This is a genomic window from Endozoicomonas numazuensis (assembly GCF_000722635.1).
Lineage (GTDB): Bacteria > Pseudomonadota > Gammaproteobacteria > Pseudomonadales > Endozoicomonadaceae > Endozoicomonas_A > Endozoicomonas_A numazuensis.
Window position 1 is genome coordinate 377,589 of the sequence record NZ_JOKH01000002.1, and the last position, 15,544, is coordinate 393,132.

Annotated in this window: 20 protein-coding genes; 10 read left to right on the forward strand and 10 right to left on the reverse strand. The window is 45.6% G+C overall.

The window, feature by feature from the left end; all coding sequences use genetic code 11:
* Positions 1-153 precede the first annotated feature (153 nt).
* Positions 154-276 (forward strand): hypothetical protein, encoded by a 123-nt coding sequence (locus GZ78_RS30640; RefSeq protein ID WP_269078753.1) that lies wholly within the window; start codon positions 154-156, stop codon positions 274-276.
* A 60-nt stretch (positions 277-336) separates the two neighbouring features.
* Complete coding sequence (locus GZ78_RS09025; protein ID WP_034834876.1) at positions 337-630, forward strand: hypothetical protein; 294 nt, start codon at positions 337-339, stop codon at positions 628-630.
* Here GZ78_RS09025 and GZ78_RS28845 read toward each other — a convergent pair.
* Together GZ78_RS28845 and GZ78_RS30265 are read right to left on the reverse strand one after the other, a co-directional pair.
* On the reverse strand, positions 614-832 hold the full coding sequence (locus GZ78_RS28845) for a hypothetical protein (RefSeq protein ID WP_152558634.1): 219 nt from the start codon (positions 830-832) through the stop codon (positions 614-616). The genes GZ78_RS09025 and GZ78_RS28845 overlap by 17 nt on opposite strands.
* An 87-nt stretch (positions 833-919) precedes the next feature.
* On the reverse strand, positions 920-1,096 hold the full coding sequence (locus GZ78_RS30265) for a hypothetical protein (protein WP_236631517.1): 177 nt from the start codon (positions 1,094-1,096) through the stop codon (positions 920-922).
* 664 nt (positions 1,097-1,760) lie between these two features.
* Here GZ78_RS30265 and GZ78_RS09035 point away from each other — a divergent pair.
* Positions 1,761-2,120, forward strand: a complete 360-nt coding sequence (locus GZ78_RS09035; protein ID WP_034836239.1) for a t-RNA-binding domain-containing protein — start codon at positions 1,761-1,763, stop codon at positions 2,118-2,120.
* Positions 2,121-2,633: 513 nt separating this feature from the next.
* Positions 2,634-2,846: a GFA family protein gene (locus GZ78_RS28295; RefSeq protein ID WP_081869757.1), complete on the forward strand. Its 213-nt coding sequence runs from the start codon at positions 2,634-2,636 to the stop codon at positions 2,844-2,846.
* A gap of 76 nt (positions 2,847-2,922) precedes the next feature.
* Here the strand turns inward: GZ78_RS28295 and GZ78_RS09045 are convergent, their stop codons facing one another.
* The 5 genes from GZ78_RS09045 to GZ78_RS09065 form a co-directional block, all read right to left on the reverse strand.
* Entirely contained in the window at positions 2,923-5,025 is a 2,103-nt protein-coding gene (locus GZ78_RS09045) for a hypothetical protein (RefSeq protein WP_034834879.1), read from the reverse strand.
* A 435-nt stretch (positions 5,026-5,460) separates the two neighbouring features.
* Complete coding sequence (locus GZ78_RS09050; protein WP_034834880.1) at positions 5,461-6,870, reverse strand: alkyl sulfatase dimerization domain-containing protein; 1,410 nt, start codon at positions 6,868-6,870, stop codon at positions 5,461-5,463.
* A 112-nt stretch (positions 6,871-6,982) separates the two neighbouring features.
* The gene (locus GZ78_RS09055; RefSeq protein ID WP_081869758.1) at positions 6,983-8,107 is read right to left on the reverse strand and encodes an OmpP1/FadL family transporter; all 1,125 of its coding nucleotides are present in this window, start codon (positions 8,105-8,107) and stop codon (positions 6,983-6,985) included.
* 48 nt (positions 8,108-8,155) lie between these two features.
* Complete coding sequence (locus tag GZ78_RS09060; protein ID WP_034834882.1) at positions 8,156-8,938, reverse strand: hypothetical protein; 783 nt, start codon at positions 8,936-8,938, stop codon at positions 8,156-8,158.
* Between the two features lie 198 nt (positions 8,939-9,136).
* On the reverse strand, positions 9,137-10,048 hold the full coding sequence (locus GZ78_RS09065; protein ID WP_034834883.1) for a LysR family transcriptional regulator: 912 nt from the start codon (positions 10,046-10,048) through the stop codon (positions 9,137-9,139).
* A 545-nt stretch (positions 10,049-10,593) separates the two neighbouring features.
* Between GZ78_RS09065 and GZ78_RS09070 the strand changes: the two genes are divergently transcribed.
* From GZ78_RS09070 to GZ78_RS09085, 4 genes are read left to right on the forward strand one after another with little or no spacing between them, the layout of a single operon-like run.
* Positions 10,594-11,145, forward strand: coding sequence for a GNAT family N-acetyltransferase (locus GZ78_RS09070; protein WP_081869759.1), 552 nt, complete (start codon positions 10,594-10,596; stop codon positions 11,143-11,145).
* The gene (locus GZ78_RS09075) at positions 11,145-11,633 is read left to right on the forward strand and encodes a bifunctional diaminohydroxyphosphoribosylaminopyrimidine deaminase/5-amino-6-(5-phosphoribosylamino)uracil reductase RibD (protein ID WP_051785986.1); all 489 of its coding nucleotides are present in this window, start codon (positions 11,145-11,147) and stop codon (positions 11,631-11,633) included. The genes GZ78_RS09070 and GZ78_RS09075 overlap by 1 nt, the downstream gene beginning before the upstream one ends.
* 37 nt (positions 11,634-11,670) lie before the next feature.
* Entirely contained in the window at positions 11,671-12,075 is a 405-nt protein-coding gene (locus GZ78_RS09080) for a cupin domain-containing protein (protein WP_034834884.1), read from the forward strand.
* Between the two features lie 10 nt (positions 12,076-12,085).
* On the forward strand, positions 12,086-12,541 hold the full coding sequence (locus tag GZ78_RS09085) for a GNAT family N-acetyltransferase (RefSeq protein ID WP_034834885.1): 456 nt from the start codon (positions 12,086-12,088) through the stop codon (positions 12,539-12,541).
* Between the two features lie 172 nt (positions 12,542-12,713).
* Here the strand turns inward: GZ78_RS09085 and GZ78_RS09090 are convergent, their stop codons facing one another.
* Complete coding sequence (locus GZ78_RS09090) at positions 12,714-12,953, reverse strand: hypothetical protein (protein WP_034834887.1); 240 nt, start codon at positions 12,951-12,953, stop codon at positions 12,714-12,716.
* 10 nt (positions 12,954-12,963) lie between these two features.
* Here GZ78_RS09090 and GZ78_RS09095 point away from each other — a divergent pair, with 10 nt between their 5' ends.
* Positions 12,964-13,242, forward strand: coding sequence for a transposase (locus GZ78_RS09095; protein ID WP_034834893.1), 279 nt, complete (start codon positions 12,964-12,966; stop codon positions 13,240-13,242).
* 24 nt (positions 13,243-13,266) lie between these two features.
* Here the strand turns inward: GZ78_RS09095 and GZ78_RS09100 are convergent, their stop codons facing one another.
* Together GZ78_RS09100 and GZ78_RS28850 are read right to left on the reverse strand one after the other, a co-directional pair.
* Positions 13,267-13,458 (reverse strand): hypothetical protein, encoded by a 192-nt coding sequence (locus tag GZ78_RS09100; protein ID WP_034834894.1) that lies wholly within the window; start codon positions 13,456-13,458, stop codon positions 13,267-13,269.
* A 14-nt stretch (positions 13,459-13,472) separates the two neighbouring features.
* Positions 13,473-13,694 carry a hypothetical protein gene (locus GZ78_RS28850; RefSeq protein WP_152558636.1) on the reverse strand — a complete coding sequence of 74 codons (222 nt, stop codon included), beginning with the start codon at positions 13,692-13,694 and terminating at the stop codon, positions 13,473-13,475.
* 448 nt (positions 13,695-14,142) lie between these two features.
* Here GZ78_RS28850 and GZ78_RS09105 point away from each other — a divergent pair, with 448 nt between their 5' ends.
* Entirely contained in the window at positions 14,143-15,396 is a 1,254-nt protein-coding gene (locus tag GZ78_RS09105; protein WP_034834897.1) for an ISL3 family transposase, read from the forward strand.
* The last annotated feature ends 148 nt before the right edge of the window (positions 15,397-15,544 follow it).

Consider the following 15,544-nt stretch of genomic DNA (forward strand, 5'->3'; position numbering starts at 1 on the left):
GCCTTAATGGTTGCATCAAGTAATCCAAGTTCCACCAGCGTTCCTGCCTTGCCTTTGCTGATCCATTCGGTGTGGGGCTCAAAAATTGGGCTCTTCCTCAATTTGAGTGGGTGGTTTAGCATAATCTGAAGCACTTAATGCAAGGATGCATCGATGCGTGATAAGCAACTCTATTCTCAAATATTGGGTATCGAATCCCCTTGGTTCGTTTCTGAAGTTGAGCTGTCACTGCAAGAACAAAAGGTTCACGCGAAGACCGACTTTTTTGACTTTTAATAAGGCATGACTATACCAAAATCTGAGTTTATGCAGATTGGCAAATAGCCGGTGACAGCCATGCCCGCAGAAGAGTTTATCATCAATACTTATTGTCTGATCGATGATTTGTACAAAGAGCTTTTTCCCAACCCCATTCGCACCCGTGGCTATAAGCCGAAGCTCAGCGACAGCGAGGTGATTACTATGGAAATTGTTGGAGAGTGGCTCGGTTATCACAAAGACATTGAAATCTGGAAGTACTTTCGACGACACTGGTTTCACTTCTTCCCAAATATTCCCGCCAGAACCAAGCTAGCCTCTCAAGGTGCGAGCCTCTGGTCAGTAAAACAGAAAATTACAGAGCGTTGCTGAACTTCGTCATCTTTGTCCACGTCAGGGTGTGGCGCTGACTGCGCTTTCGCAGTAACCTTAACCAATAGCGAAAGATTTCTCTTCTGAAGAGGTTTACCGCTTTCAGGTTTCCGGGCACCGCAAAGTAGTTGTTGCGCCCTTGTACGATGCTTTTCAACCATTTCCCCTGTTCAAAGATATCCCTGTGGCGAATTCTCAGCAAGGTCTGTTTGACCTCCTTCAGCTTGGCCGTCAACTTTTTCGCACAGGTAAACTGTTTTATCGTAAAGCCCTCATATGAGCGCCTTGTTTAACAGATATGCGTAAAGCCCAGAAAGTCGAATGTCTCCGGTTCTGGCCGGTTCTTCTGCTTTCTGTTGCCTGCCGCAAACCGGCCAAATTCCAGCAATCGGGTTTTACCTGTATTCACCTTACAGACCAAACTTTTCCAGCCGTCAATGCAGTAGTTCCATAAAATGAAGCGCATCTGACCGATACTGGTATTCCATCACACTGTCGTCCGCAAAGCGGACGATGCATGCCTCACCTCTGGTCTGCTTCCTGCGCCACTGGTGAGCCCATAGATCCCATAACATAGTGGAGGTAGATATTCGCCGGTAATGAGGAAATAACCGTCCCTTGAGGTGTTCCAAGCATCGTCTACCCCTTTGGACGCTTTGCGGTTCAGGCGATGGCATGCCTTCACCAGCAGCTCAGGAGTAATAGGATGAAGCAGGTTGTTGAATTGCAGCGACCGATCCCGTTTTGCTGCTGTATACAGCATCTGAGGCACTGCCTCTTAACTAAACGGTTATGCGCTTCGCCAATATCAAGCTAAACTTTGTATCGTATCTATTCAGCCTCTCGGCAATTTTTAAACTGTTATAACATGGGTTTTTAAGGTATGGCTTTTCATGGTTACAATAGGTTATTTCTTGTCATTTATTTCCAGTTTAGATACGATTTAAATTGTAAAATACGATGAAAATCGGCATCAAGCCAATGATTAGGCAGCATTGTCTAAAGTTGGCCAGTGAGAAAAATCACCTAATCCATTGCAACATAAAGCTTCTGTCAAGCTACAACCTAATTGGGACAGGCATCAATAGATGCAAACTTTTCATTCACTGGTAAAGGAATGGGTTACTTGTATGGCTAAAGAGTTAAAACCAATAGTTTCATTCGAAAATTCATTAGAAAAACTAGACATTCGTGTAGGTAAAATCATCGAAGTAGAGCTTGAAGAAAAAACACCAAAAACAACCTACAAAATGATCGTTGATTTTGGAAAGTTCGGTGTAAAAACAAGCTATGGACGATTTACTAAAACTTCTGCTGATGATATTAAGAATCAATTAGTCCTTGGAGTATTAAACTTTGAACCAAGAGCAATGGGATCAGTTGTGTCAGAAGTTCTTATTTTAGGTGTTCAATACCCTAAAGCTGATAGCGGCGAAGCAACATTTATTACTCCAATGGAAAACGCAAAACTTGGAAGTAAAGTTTTCTAAAGCGCACATAAATTGGATAAGGGCTGACTTTTCTTCAACCTGATGTGAAGCAGTAGTTCTGAATATCTCTCTAAGGAATAGTCCGGAAATAACTTCCTTATTTGAACAAACCCCGTTCGGGCTGAGCCTGTCGAAGCCCAGAGCCACCACCCTTCGACAGGCTCAGGGTGAACGGAGCCCATGCTCTAATAGGGAATTTATTTTGAGACAAACCCTAAGAGAGTAAAATCACTCTGTAAGGTGACCAATAGCGTAACTGCTCAAAATCCGTAGGCAGATTTGCTCGTCAACTGAGCCGATTTTTCCTCACCACCTCTGATAAACGGGGAATAATTTCGGCTCCGGAGATTCGATCCTTCAGATACCAGAAGAATGACACACCATGAAGCCTGCAAGTCTTTTTCAGACTTGCAAATGTGTCCCGACACTTTTGACCGACCGCGCTTTGAGTACCACCACTGATCTTTCGCCATTTTACATACTCCCTTATCTATCTTCCATACAGAGTGAAGAGTGAACTACGCGGCTGACCTCAATCTCTATCAGTTCAATACCAAGACAGCCAGGCATTATTTCTGTTCGAAGTGTGGAATCTATACTCACCATCAGCGTCGATCCAATCCAGATCAATACGATATCAATGTCGCCTGCCTGAAGAATATCAATCCACTAAAGATCGAGAATACTCCCACCTATGATGGAGCGAGTCATCCTGCTGACCAATGATAATGTCTGTAAAGCCACCTGATCCGGATGACCTTTAATCATGGCTGAGAATAAGTCAGTTTTACGCCTCCACTTTTTATCTTATTGGCAAATTCTCTGCTTCTTCACAGTAGCAGTCCGTTGTAACCGACTGACACCCCTGCCCTCCTATAGCAGGTATTTTCCCTTCTTTAACTGCCTGCAAAAAATGGCTGCACTGAGCTCTCGCTTCAGGTAACTGGAAGGCGACATCATGCCCTGAAAGTACATTGTCACTTGGGTACTGGATCGCTGCCAGTGTCAGAAGCCTTCCTGTAGAATGATTCTTCCTGTTTCCGCTAACACATTTACTGTACACACCACCATAAGCCTCTATCTCAGGTAGAAGTTTTTGACTGTCGGGCAGATCGGGAAGAATCGAACCCGCCAGATCCACCTCCAGCCCTCTCAATAGTTCCTTCTGCATATGAACCGAAACCATTGAATCGAATGTCCCTTCCAAGACGAGAACATGAGTATTGAGTTGCTGCGATTGAGTCATACGATTGAGATGCAGGGCGACATTAGACGCTGACAGTCCATCTTCCGCCATAGCCCAGACGGGATGAAATAGATTGCCGGTGATTGCACCTGCACTTTCCTGAAAGAAAAAGCCTTCCTGAATAGACCCCAGTTTGTATTTCGAAAACTCTATAGCCAGTCCCAACCCGTAATTACCTGCCCCCGATAAAATCGCCCCCTGATAGGGTTTGCTGTCTGTCGCTATCAAAGCACCTGCCACCATTGAACCCAGAGACTGACCCATCAGTACATGGATGTCAGGATCAACAGAAAACTCCGATAATGGCATACCCTTACACAGCTGATGGTGACTCAAGGTAATGGATTGCACCATACGACGGAAAAGTACACGTTCCAAGACCATCTGATAGAAAGAGGCTACCATGGTGACCGGTGTCGCGGGGTTATAGGCTACAAACGGACAACCTGCTTCCAGCTGAAGAGACGGAGCCTCTTTCTTGCAATATTCCGCACCCATATAATTGGCCATGGCGGCAGAAGCGTACCCTTGCCTTGCCGCAGTTTCTGCAACATTCCCCGGACGGGGTTTCGTCAGATAATCCTTTATGCCTTCTTTCTGAACTTGCCCACGGGTACGAAACTGGGTGGCTCTGCCTTCTGTTCCCTGATTATATATGAGTAGCGGAAACCCCTTCACAGGCATTGAGTTGTTTTTCGGAACGGATAGATAGAAATCTACAGTTCTGATCTCTTTTGCCGTGACCAAACCATCTGCACCAAGATGAAGACCCGACTCGCTATAGTAAGCTGGCCCCTTTTCAACAAACAACGGCGCCTGCCAGCTTCCTTTAATAATACAGACTTCATCCGTACTCAGAGTGTCATCAGCACCTTCTATTTTGTAACTCCGATATTGTTCGCTCTGCTGAATGACGCGTTCAACCTGTTCCCGCAGATGTCGGGTAGGCTCTCCGGTTGTCCAGACCAGTGCTGCGGCAATATGGGAAGACTTTACGCCTCCGGCTTTAATAAAGTCCCTTAAAGGCTGATAGGCTTGATAAAGCGCTCCGCCGTCAGGAAATTCTTTCTCTGACAACAGTTTGCGAATGAGTGAAGATTGCTGTAATTGATAAGGTAGTAAAAGAAAGTGATCGTATACCAGGAGCACATAGGTGTTCTTCTCCTTGAGCAATGGGCCGGCAGGTCTGACCTGCAATACACTTTCGAACTGATCAAATCCCAGCTTAGACAGAGTAAAATCAACCTCCCTGCTCTGCCCGTACTCTTGACTGCCTTCTGTCAGGTTAATCAGCTCAATAGATCTGCTTTTTTTGCAGTCTGGCTGCTTGCAGACATCAGAATCTGATATCGCCTGCTGATCAAAACGCAGATAAAGCGTACCAACCGGTGAGAAACCTCCACCATAGAGCTGTGCTGAATAATAATATCGGCTTTCAATCAGGTTCATCGGCCAGGAAAAGCCCGGATAGAACCAGCTACGCCATTCAGGAGAGCCGTTGACCTTCAGATGATCGGAGGGAAATCCAGCATCCAGCAGCCCCATACTCTCGGTATTTAATTGCATTTCGACTGGAATTTTATTGTCTGAGAGAGCTGAAGTTGAGAAGAGAAAACAAAGAAAAACGACCCGGCAAAAAGTGTTGGTTTTTAACTGCATGCCAGAACCTGCCCCTTAAAAGTAAGATAAAGTCTGGTCGACAAAGGGACAATCAGCCAACAATCCGAGTCGGAAACTTTGTCATGTCGCTTGCTTCAATATCAAGAATGCATTCTTAATAAAATTTCTTGGTTGATTTTTTATTGTTCTGACCCACACTCTGCCCTGTTAATCACTCTTCTCACAAAGCGAATACTGTATACAATTCATTAAATGTATTTTCTGACAAGTTACCGATCAGGGAATACATGAACCAGTTCACAACCTCTTTAGGTGTCATGAGAACTGGTTCACTTAAATATTCAGAAGTGGATGTGATGCAGCGGGAGTTTCTGACTTTGAAAGAAGCCAAGAACAGGTATCAAAAGCCGTAAAATTGTACAACAAAGACCACCAGGAGCAGACTCATCCACTCCCGGCTTTATTTATACCCCCTTAATAATCGCCTGTGAGCACAATGGGCAACTCAAGCTTTCCTTCCAATACCAGAGCGTGGGTTAACATCCAGTTTCGGGTGTTGGATGCTGTTGCTTTCTGCGCCATACTTCTCAGAGCATTGGCTTTGACCTGCCTGGCCTCAATACTGCCGGCACGTATGGCGTAGGTAGCCAGTTGCGCCGACCACTGGTATTCACCTTTTTTCCCGGCTTTTTCAGCACGCTTAACAACGGTGTCCATACCGCCCATGGCTTCAATCATCTTGTTGGCTTCGTCGTTTCTTGGCAGAGGGTGTAGTTCAATAGAATCATTCCCGAACCAATGCATTACATGGTTGTAATAGCGTCGTGTATGGTAAGAAAACTCACCGTAGTTTTCTTCAAGGTGGGGTGACTCGGCCAGCTCTTTCGGCAGTTTAACTTGATACTGTATTTCATCCGGTGCCATACCCTGACCAATGGCTTTTTCTGTTTCTTCCACTAAAGCCTTGATAGTGCCCATCTGATCACTTAGCTGAGCCTTGAAGATTTTACCCGTCACGGGCTTACCGTGTACTTTCAAGCTGTGTTCTATATCCTGATCCAGCAACCATTGTGCCGCCTGTTCCAGCAGATCGATATCGCGCCAGCGATCGCCCCTTAATGTAGAGAAGTTAAACAGTCCATGAGCCCAGTAGGTATTATCAACACTGACCTTTTTAGACGGCACATAAATGCTAATACCATCCAGGGTATCCGTATGTCCTGCATGGGTAACAAACTCGACTCCGTCAATAATGATGGAGGTTTCTCCATCTCCCACCAGCTTGTTGGGTGCTACATATTTACTGATGTCATCTACAGTGACATCAGCCTGCCCTGTGACAGACGGAGCATCAGCGCCTTCTTTAGGCAGGAAAGCCCCCAACTGAATACTTGCTCTGACCTGACGCACCGATGACAGAGGTGACTCAGTATCTACGGCTGCATGCAGTTCTGAATTATGATTCTTATGGGCGACAACCATTGTGTCATCCGTCACATTCCACTCACCTGCACCAATAATGTAATGCCAGTGGGTATAAATCAGCCCTACAACCGGCTGTTCAGCCACTCGCTCCGGCAATAATGACATGGCTTTACGGGCGTAATCTCGAGTCATGCCACCATCAAAGACAACAATACCGTTTTCAGTTTCAATAACATTGACGTTATCCATGCCCAGACCGGTTACAGACCAGACACCCGGTGCCACTTCATAAGCACCATCGGTATATTGCTGGTCCTTGTTATTAAGACTTTCTGCCATCACAGCCCCTTTCGGGTTGACGACACTGTTCTGATCCACAGAAAGTGATGACGTATTGGCCATGGCAAATGGCACTACAGATATCATTGCAATGGCAGCAATTCGGGTAAGTTGGAACATACTTTTCCCCTGAGAGGTTCGAAGAAAGAGAGAAAAAAGATCTTAGTGATTGAGATGGACGGGACCAATCTCATCTCTGATATGGCACCTATATCAAGTCCGGTATAACGACTCAGTAGGCATAGGACAGCGACACAAGATGTAGCCGGTTATTGGCTAGGCGGCCTGTCACTCCAGGCACTGCGTAATGGACAGAGGGATTGCCCATATCCCGATATTCATAGGCAATTCCGAGTCGATGTTCATTGCGCAGCCGCCTTTCAGCCCCCATACCCACCAGCCATTGCCTGCCGACTGAAAGATCGGGTGCCATATGCCTTTGCTGCATCATTTCAGTGTCATAACGGACACCGGTTTGATAGGTCCAACGCCCCTTCGTGTAGCGAATGGCAGCCCCCAGGCTGTGTACGGATTCCATTTTCTTGCCATCGGCCTTTCCATAGGCTTTCCAGTCTTCATAGGCTGCACGCACTTTAATGTTGACCTGATCACTGAGGTCATGACTGATACCCATGTCTATGACGGCAGGCCAATAAGTATCCTTTGGCAGGTTGGGTAATGAATGGCTGGTTTTCAAACGATAATCATGGTCAATCTGACTTTTATAGTTGAGGCTGATATAAGTCAGACTTCCAAGGTCGTACATAGCGGAGAACATAAAGCCAAGAGCCGTCGATGAGCCTTCTGCCGTTAAGCGATTGCCCAGAACATTGGCTTGCAGATCAGCCTGTGCCTGCTGAATAATCAAAGCACCACCAAAAGACAGATCAGAGGTAGCCTGTAATCCTGCAGCGAAATGGATATTGATGGTACTGATGGCCATTTCATCCACCAGGCTCAAACCGTTGAGGCCATTACTGTATTCCATGCCCAGCCCACCCTCTACATGAAGGGAGCTCGCCAAAACAGTTTTGTCGTTGACCTTGCGGGCATAAGCCATACCTGGTACCCATTGATCACTGGAAGCTGAAGTGTTCAGGTCGCCCAGCTGTGGCTGATGGCCTCGCAAGTCATAGGCGGCGTTAATGTATTGAAGCCCCAGGGAATAACTCTCTGCTTTGATATGCGTCAAACCAGCCGGACTGGTCATAGCCGCTGAAGCATCATTGCGGTTCAGGGCATTGCCTACCCCAGCAGAAGAAAGACTGTCAAAAGTGGCGACTTCGGAAAGCAGCAGCCCTCCTCCAAATGCATTCATTGAAAGCAAAGGCATGACTAACAAGTATGTTTTTTTCATTGAATATAAAACGGCTATAAATAGAAAAGGAATGAATGTGATGCGAGCTCAGATCTGATAATTCACTTCGATCCGATGATCACCGTCTTGAAATGCTGTTTTATTACTCCAGTTGGCGAAATACCGAAGATTCAATCGTGGCAACAGTTGATAACTGACTGCCGCTTCATGCAAAGTCTCAGAACCGGCATTCATATAGAAATCAGCACCAGAAAGTGGTTTTACGACCATGGGGTTATAGTTAAGCCAGATGCGATCCGTAATATCGAGTTTTCCATACATACCAGCAATGGCAAAAACGCCGGGCAATGTGTACCCACTCTGCTCATCTTGCACATTATTACCAAAAGCAACGCCCATACCTGCCAGAGGGTAAAGCGTGACAGCCCCCATTTTCGGTAGCGCTTGTATGAAACTGTATGAAGCCGAGCCCATTTCCGAGCGCAGGTCATAACTCAGATCAAGCTGAGTGCCCCTTCCACGCGTCATGTCGGCGCTAAAGTTACGGAATCGAAAAGCATCGGGCTGATTGTTTCGGGTAGACTGCTGTCGCTTGTCACCCCCACCATTCCAGCCTATCAGATCCCCTGCCAGACCTTTCAGTTCAATGACATTCATCCCCATTGTCGACTCACTTCCTGTGTCGTACATTTGACCTATTTTGATATTCATTCCTTTGTCAGAATACCCCACGCCCAACTGGGTATAGACTGCCAGTGGGTCGGACATATCCTGAATGTCCTGCTCCGGAGACTCACCCATGGCCCAGGAGCTAAAAGAGACGGACAGAAACACGGCCAAAGCAGCCTGCGTTGTTTCAGAAACTTGCATATTAATCACCTGAAGCGCCATTCAGCCGGACCAGAAAACTCCCTCGCTTGTTGAGATTTGAAATCTGATTTTTAGCTGAAAAATACATTAAATAATCAGGTGGCGATTTTTAATGAATCGATGCAAGGTACCAATGTGGGAAGCGATATTCGTGATATATCAGAGGCGGTATGAGCATTAATAAACTGTTCAGAACGTTTACATCTGCCGTTTGAAGAGTTCTGTTACGAGCGACTCAAGCCATAAGTATCGGGGCGAGGATGAATGTCGATGATTGAAAATCAGAGCCAGTTTCTGTTCGAGCATAGCAGGGTCACAATCCACCTCAACATAAGCGAATCTATGATGATCCAGGCTTTCCATCAGGGAAATGGGAGCAACAAACAATGTATCCGACTGTTCAACCATGCTAAGAATAGGGTTCAACTGTTGACTGCGGAATCGTGTTTTTACCTCAACGCCGGCGTCTGCATACTTTTGAGCCACCATCATTCGGATATTATGATCAGGTATGATCATGCCTGCCAATTCATAACGAAACACATCAGACGTCGGTATCTTTTTATTGGCCATGGGATGATGGGCTCTGCAAATCAGTCCGTACCTTAATGAACCCACTGGCAACTGCCGTAGTTCCTTGGAGATATCCAGAGGGTAAAAGTTGATCGCTGCATCCATTTCTCCACTGATCAGCTGTGCAACAGTCATGGGACTATAACTGTGCAATTCCAGCTGAATATTGGGAGCTCGCTCCGCAAACTCTCTATAGATTTTATAACCGTGGCTCTCGATTAAAAAACCGTTCAGAGCCAGTGACCATTTCCCAGTCTGCTGACCAGGATCAAAAACATGTTTCTGCAGGGTTAATTCAAGGCTGGTCATAATGTCCGGCAGTTCTCTGGCCAGCTGTTCAGCTCGCGGTGTCAACGTCAGACCACGGGAATATCGGGTAAATAGAGGGTCGTCCAGTTCTTGCCGAAGTTTTGCCAGGGTTCTGCTCACAGCAGGTTGACTGGTTCCCAGACGGTCAGCTGCTCGATTGGTATTTTTTTCCTGGAGAAGCACCAGCAGGGTTTTCAGCAGGTTAAGATCAAAACGTTCAAGTTTCATGATTACATGATCGCTGACAGGGTAGGTCCATTATGAATTCATCTCGAATGATTAGTTACTCATTGGTCTGGCGTGGCGTACCTTCCAGGGCGGCGCGCACTGAGTCGGCCGAAGAATCGGACCGATCATCAATACGATTATAATCATCAAGGAGACTGACGGTGTCCTGGAGCAGGAATAGAACAATCACAGCCAACTCGATGTTCTTTATGAACTCTTTCCAGAACCGCTACTCAGATGATCCCCCCCCGGAAGACCCTACGTTAATGGCTGCTTCTGGCTATGAAGATGATGCCTTTTTAGAGTTTCCATCCAGTGTGGTTGTAGAAAGTGGTGTTGTTATTGACCTGACACATTCCCCCCTATCGAACAGATTCTATTTTTGCTCCCTGAGATACGTACGAAGACGTCTCATAGATTTAATATAAATTGTCTCCATTGTCGAACCCTCTTTCTCTTCTTTGCTGAACGTCTGGAACAACCAGTAAGCTGGAAAGTCTCTGAAAACAGCGATTTTTGTTGTAATCCATGGCAGGATAATAAACATGGATTCACAAAAAGAGTCTGACATCATGGAAAAGACGATTTTTACAGACCGATTACACCTCCGGGCTTTTACTCTGGAAGATGCTCAACAAGTGAAAACTCTGGCTGGAGAAGAACAGGTTGCCAGACTGACTGAAAATATCCCTCACCCATACCCTGACGGACTGGCAGAAAAATGGATTAGCAGCCATGAAGACCTGAGAGAAAACGACAGTGCTTTTGTCTATGCCATTACATTAAAATCATCAGGTGAACTGCTCGGTGCCATCGGCCTGAATAATGCCAGTCACACCAATGCGGAACTGGGTTACTGGCTGGGCCTGCCCTACTGGGGACAGGGGTATTGTACTGAAGCCGGACAGGCTTTAATCCAGCATGCCTTTGGACAGTTACCTTTTAATCAGATCAAAGCCAGAACCCTCACTAAAAACAAAAAGTCAGAGCAGGTCCTGTTCAGACTGGGATTTCGATCCACTTCCGAAATTCTTGAAAAAGTAAAAGGTGAGCTGGATACCATCAAATACTTTGTCATTGATCGAACACAACCCTGATGCTACTTGAACAAATCAACTCATTTATGCGGGAAGCTTTGATAGAAGGGCGCAAGGCCAGAAGATACTGCTCTCCTAACCCTCCTGTGGGCTGTGTATTGGTTCAGAACAGAAGAGTCGTTGCTCGTGGGCATACCCAATCGCCTGGAAAAGAACATGCAGAAGCTATGGCACTTAAACAGCTTCCTGCAGATGCGAAAGGGATTGTTGCTTTTGTAACACTCGAACCCTGCTCTTTTCATGGTCGCACTCCATCCTGTGCTAAAGCCTTGGTAGAAAGAGGCATAGAGGAGGTGTATGTTGGAGTGATTGATCCTGATGCAAGAAACAGTGGTAAAGGAATAGAAATTCTTCGTCAGGCGGGTATTAAAGTGACATTGGGGATTGCTTCTGAAGCTGTAGCGGAAGACCTCGATCCTTTTCTGGCCAAGACTTCAGAAACCTGCAGGACAAAAACACAGGCAATGAATCTTAAGCTGCAGTGTTAGATACTGTGGCAAAGCTGTAGATCACGGAGTAATTGCAATGACCCGTAAAGGTAAACCACTTTCCCTGCAGAAAGCCTTTTCAGAGTTGAAAGTAGCGCCTCACAGAACGCCTGAATCCAAAGACATTCAGGAAGCCTTCTGTCAACTGGCAGAATACAGAGACGGTGGCATTTTTCTTGCTCACTATGCTGGCAACAGTGAGTGGGAAAAACATCCTGATGACGAAATCGTTATCGTCATTGAAGGACAGACAAGCATTTTCATGCTTCAGAACCCTGTTGAAGAGACTCATTCTCTCTCAGAGGGTGAACTGATCGTTGTGCCCAAACAGACCTGGCATCGATTTGAATCACCTGACGTGGTCAAGATCATGACCGTAACGCCTCAACCGACGGAACACAGCCTCTGTTTTCCGGAAAAATATGACAACGTGGCAGTATAAGAATACTTATATGGAAATTAAACTAGACGACTTGCAGGGTCAGGCCATTACCCGGCTGCTTCAGGATCACCTGGATGATATGCACTCACATTCTCCTGCGGAGAGTGTCCATGCCCTGGATATTGAGAAATTGCGAGCCTCTGACATCACCTTCTGGTCCGCCTGGATTAACCGCAGCCTGGCGGGTTGTGGCGCACTGAAAGCCCTTTCTCCCCATGAAGGTGAAATCAAGTCCATGAAGACCTCCCCTGGTTTTCTCAGAAAAGGGGTGGCTTCTGCTTTGTTGAAGAATATTCTCAGTGAAGCGGAGCGCAGACAATATAAAACAGTTTATCTTGAAACAGGTTCTATGGATCATTTCAAACCCGCTTGCGAGCTCTATGAGCGTTTTGGCTTTGAACCCTGCCCGCCTTTCGGAAATTACCAGGAAGATCCCAATAGTCTTTTCTTTTCCAAAAGCCTCTGAGACAACACTCTCCCTATATTGAGCAGGCGCCAGATACCAGCAGGTTTCTGGCGTTTTTGTGACAATGAATTATATTTTTCAAATCCATTTCGCTTCTTACTTATCCATTGTTAACCCCCTTTGACTTCAAAAAGGTGAATCCCAAGATCAAACAATGATCAGAAAGTGAAGGTTATGCCCTGGATTTTGAAATCACCAGTAAAGTGTCGCGAGAAGAAGAAGAAAAAGAGTAGAGACAGTCAGCCTCAGTGAAAGCGGTTTTCTGCGTCGAGGTGACTTCAGCCTTGGCTATTTCCATCACATCACCACCCACCGTTTCGCTCACAGAGAAAGAAGCACTGGAACCAAACTCAGACGACATCTGATCAGTCGACGTTTGTTGCAGCGTGTGCTCTTGACTGTCAATCAGCAAAAGGAAGGCGATGGTTGAACCTGTGTTTGCCTATTTACGGGATGTACAGGGATTAAACCGCTTCCGTCGCAAGGGGCTGGAAAAGGTTAAACTGGAATTTGGTTTGCACTTGCTGGCTTACAACTTGAGTAGGGCTGTAAAGGCCAATATTTACGCTATTTTATGGTACAACTGGCTTCTCTGGGCGTTGTTTGAGAAGTGTCACCCATTTATAGAAAAAATGGACAGCTGGGAAAGAGTCCCAATGAAGTGTCATTCTACACCGAGCAAAGCGCCTCACTGGGTTTGAATTTTGGCTTTTAAGACACCCTCTCTACGTGCTGGGAATAAGAAAACGACCATTGGCTGAAGACAGCGAAGTATTATTCCAACCCTCTGGACAGGCACCATTAAAGAAAGAAATAGTAAACGTGGGTAATGCATCACCGGCAAACAAAACAGGTGAAACAAGCGCTGTTAATAATGCAGCCACTTTTTTTAAACGGAAGTTAATTCCAGATTTCATAAAGCAGCTCCTGATTAATTAGCCTGACAAACAAGCAATTGAATAAATGGCAATCCACTGGCAGATGCACCACTGGTTACAGACTGGGAATGACTCCCTTTACTGGTTGCCTGGCCATTACAACAACTGGATGCACCAGCGACTTGGTGAGAAGGCAAATTAACCGTCATGGTTCCACTGTGAGTATGAGTTCTATCTTCTTGATCTTTTAATGCTGTGCCAAATGTCTTACCCACATCCCCACATTGGTAGTGACTAATAACATACGTCCCGCAGCGTCAGTTGCTGCTGCACTTCCGGTAGGACAGGTTGTTCCTTCTACATAGAAAATCATCTTTGAAGGTAAAGCGGTCCCAGCCAGACTAGCCTGAACAAAAAGCAATGAGCAGCAAACCGCCGCGCAATAACTCAATGACTTTTTTATCACGGTAAAAGTCCTTATTGTTTGAGAAATTGATTAAATTCCCTGAAGGCATTTTTATTTAAATGTGTTTACTAAAATACCTTTTAATTCAATGAATGCAATCAACTACGACAGATGACTTATTAAATAACAGGTTTGCCTTTTTGGCTCTTCAGGGATAACTGTGGGTAAAAATGAACAGATTTTGAGATAAAAGCATCAGTAGCAAATTTTTGATAGTTTTTTGTTGATGGACAAAAAAACAACAAAAGTGACCACTGATGCTGATTAAAACTATCCTCAATAAAGTTCATAAACTCAAGTCATTTGTTTATCAAGATGTAAAGCTCGGCTTCTATCAAGGTTCTGAAGTATTCAATGTAACCGTTGTTCCACGAAAGAACAGTCACGCTATCTGCTCAGGATGCCAGAAGCCTGCTCCTGGCTATGATCATCTTGCTGAACGTCGCTTCGAGTTTATCCCTCTCTGGGGCATCAGGGTTTTCCTGCTCTACATAATGCGACGGGTGGAATGCAATTCATGTGGTGTAAAGGTTGAACAGGTTCCATGGGCTGATGGCAAGAAGGAGCTGACCAAAGTTTACATGCAGTTCCTCGCACATTGGGCAAAAAAGTTATCGTGGAAAGAGGTTGCCAGTAGTTTCAGTACTTCATGGGAGAAAGTCTTTCATGCTGTTGAGTACGTTGTTGAATGGGGAAAGGCCCACCGTACACTCGATAACGTCAGGGCTATTGGCGTTGATGAGGTTGCCTACCAGACAGGCCATAAATACCTGACTGTCGTTTACCAGATTGATCGCGGTTGCACACGATTATTGTGGGTTAGTCAGGAGCGTACAGAGGCTACGATTCGAAGCTTCTTCGCTTTCTTTGGTACGGAGCGTAGTCAGCGATTGGAGTATGTCTGCTCTGATATGTGGAAGCCCTACGTAAAAGCCATCGCGGAATGTGCCAGTCAGGCACTGCACATCCTGGATCGCTTCCACATCGTGGCCATGTTGAACAAGGCTATTGATGAAGTCCGGGCATCTGAACATAAGCAGCTACAGGCCGATGGTTATGAGCCTGTTTTGAAAAAAACACGCTGGTGCCTACTCAAGCGCAAAGAAAACCTCACAGAGAAAGAAGAGATAAAGCTGAACACCGTGCTTCAGTACAACCTGAAAAGCGTCAGAGCCTACCTGCTCAGAGAAGAATTTCAGGCATTCTGGGAGTACATTTCACCACATTGGGCGGAAAAATATCTGGATCGTTGGTGTACAAGAGTCATGCGATCAAAGATAGAGCCGATGAAAAAAGTTGCTAAAACTGTTCGACGACACAAGCCTCTCATCCTGAACTGGTTCCGGGCAAAAAAGGCGTATTCCAGCGGTATTGTTGAGGGTCTGAATACCAAGATAAAACTCACTACGAGAAAATCATACGGATTCAGAACCTATAAATGCGCAGAAATCGCTTTATATCATGCACTCGGCAAGCTGCCTGAACCGGAAATGACCCACAGATTTTACTGACGAGGCGCCTTTTTAGTATGTTCTTATCCAAACAGCCTGATTAAAAAAGACAACTTCCGTTTAATTATTAGAACAACCTCAACATTGACTTTTTATTACAATTAACAGGATTTTCTAATAAAGATTTATTTAAGCTTGTCGATACAAG

Coding starts and splice junctions, on each gene's coding strand:
- GZ78_RS30640 (WP_269078753.1), top strand. CDS start 154: ATGCGTGATAAGCAACTCTATTCTCAAATATTGGGTATCGAATCCCCT.
- GZ78_RS09025 (WP_034834876.1), top strand. CDS start 337: ATGCCCGCAGAAGAGTTTATCATCAATACTTATTGTCTGATCGATGAT.
- GZ78_RS30265 (WP_236631517.1), bottom strand. CDS start 1,096: ATGCGCTTCATTTTATGGAACTACTGCATTGACGGCTGGAAAAGTTTG.
- GZ78_RS09035 (WP_034836239.1), top strand. CDS start 1,761: ATGGCTAAAGAGTTAAAACCAATAGTTTCATTCGAAAATTCATTAGAA.
- GZ78_RS09045 (WP_034834879.1), bottom strand. CDS start 5,025: ATGCAGTTAAAAACCAACACTTTTTGCCGGGTCGTTTTTCTTTGTTTT.
- GZ78_RS09050 (WP_034834880.1), bottom strand. CDS start 6,870: ATGTTCCAACTTACCCGAATTGCTGCCATTGCAATGATATCTGTAGTG.
- GZ78_RS09055 (WP_081869758.1), bottom strand. CDS start 8,107: ATGAAAAAAACATACTTGTTAGTCATGCCTTTGCTTTCAATGAATGCA.
- GZ78_RS09060 (WP_034834882.1), bottom strand. CDS start 8,938: ATGCAAGTTTCTGAAACAACGCAGGCTGCTTTGGCCGTGTTTCTGTCC.
- GZ78_RS09065 (WP_034834883.1), bottom strand. CDS start 10,048: ATGAAACTTGAACGTTTTGATCTTAACCTGCTGAAAACCCTGCTGGTG.
- GZ78_RS09070 (WP_081869759.1), top strand. CDS start 10,594: ATGGATTCACAAAAAGAGTCTGACATCATGGAAAAGACGATTTTTACA.
- GZ78_RS09075 (WP_051785986.1), top strand. CDS start 11,145: ATGCTACTTGAACAAATCAACTCATTTATGCGGGAAGCTTTGATAGAA.
- GZ78_RS09080 (WP_034834884.1), top strand. CDS start 11,671: ATGACCCGTAAAGGTAAACCACTTTCCCTGCAGAAAGCCTTTTCAGAG.
- GZ78_RS09085 (WP_034834885.1), top strand. CDS start 12,086: ATGGAAATTAAACTAGACGACTTGCAGGGTCAGGCCATTACCCGGCTG.
- GZ78_RS09095 (WP_034834893.1), top strand. CDS start 12,964: ATGGTTGAACCTGTGTTTGCCTATTTACGGGATGTACAGGGATTAAAC.
- GZ78_RS09100 (WP_034834894.1), bottom strand. CDS start 13,458: ATGAAATCTGGAATTAACTTCCGTTTAAAAAAAGTGGCTGCATTATTA.
- GZ78_RS09105 (WP_034834897.1), top strand. CDS start 14,143: ATGCTGATTAAAACTATCCTCAATAAAGTTCATAAACTCAAGTCATTT.